Raw genomic sequence first — 647 nt, forward strand, 5'->3', positions numbered from 1 at the left:
AGCCTCATTCCATGTGGCTGTTGGATGAGCCTTTCTCGGCGCTTGATCCGGTGTTGCGTGAAGAGATGCTGAGCTTGGTAAAAAAACTGGCTGCGGAGCGCGGAATTACCGTGTTGATGGTTACGCATCATCTTAGTGATGCCAAAGCGATTGCGAGTCACTTTGTCTTTGTTGCTAACGGAAAAGTAGAAGCGGTGGGTGAGATTGATGCCCTGACTGCCGAGCATCCCAGCAAGACCCTACAGGCCTTCGTTCGTGCTGCTGGATAATGATGAGAGATACAAAAAAGGTTGATGCGAGCATCAACCTTTTTTTCTTGAGTGGCCGTAAGCTTAACCTTGCGGCTTCACTACCATTACGTTGATTGGAGAATACTCCACAACTTTACTTGCAACAGAACCAAGCATCACTTTGTTAATTTTCGAACGCTTGTGACTTGGCATGATAATAAGGTCTGCGCCCAAACGTTCGGCGTAATCAAGAATTGTTGCGTAAGCTTTGCCTTCGGCAACGTGCACTTTGTAAATCACTTCATCATCAATGTGCTCGCTGGCAAATGCTTTTAGCTGCTGCTTCACATCTTGCTTCATTTTCGCCGCTGCGTCTTTTGGGAAGTAAGTGGCGACCATCGACATGTGAATACCTGG

1 protein-coding gene and 1 pseudogene are annotated in these 647 nt (G+C 47.3%); one reads left to right on the forward strand and one right to left on the reverse strand.

Going from position 1 to position 647, the window contains the following annotated elements; all coding sequences use genetic code 11:
- Positions 1–269, forward strand: a pseudogene (locus tag R8N49_RS27930) (thiamine ABC transporter ATP-binding protein); the annotation flags it as partial.
- A 63-nt stretch (positions 270–332) separates the two neighbouring features.
- Here R8N49_RS27930 and R8N49_RS27935 read toward each other — a convergent pair.
- The coding region (locus R8N49_RS27935; RefSeq protein ID WP_318190546.1) for a universal stress protein at positions 333–647 on the reverse strand (315 nt) is incomplete at its 5' end.

The sequence above is a fragment of the Vibrio sp. 1978 genome, from assembly GCF_033344345.1.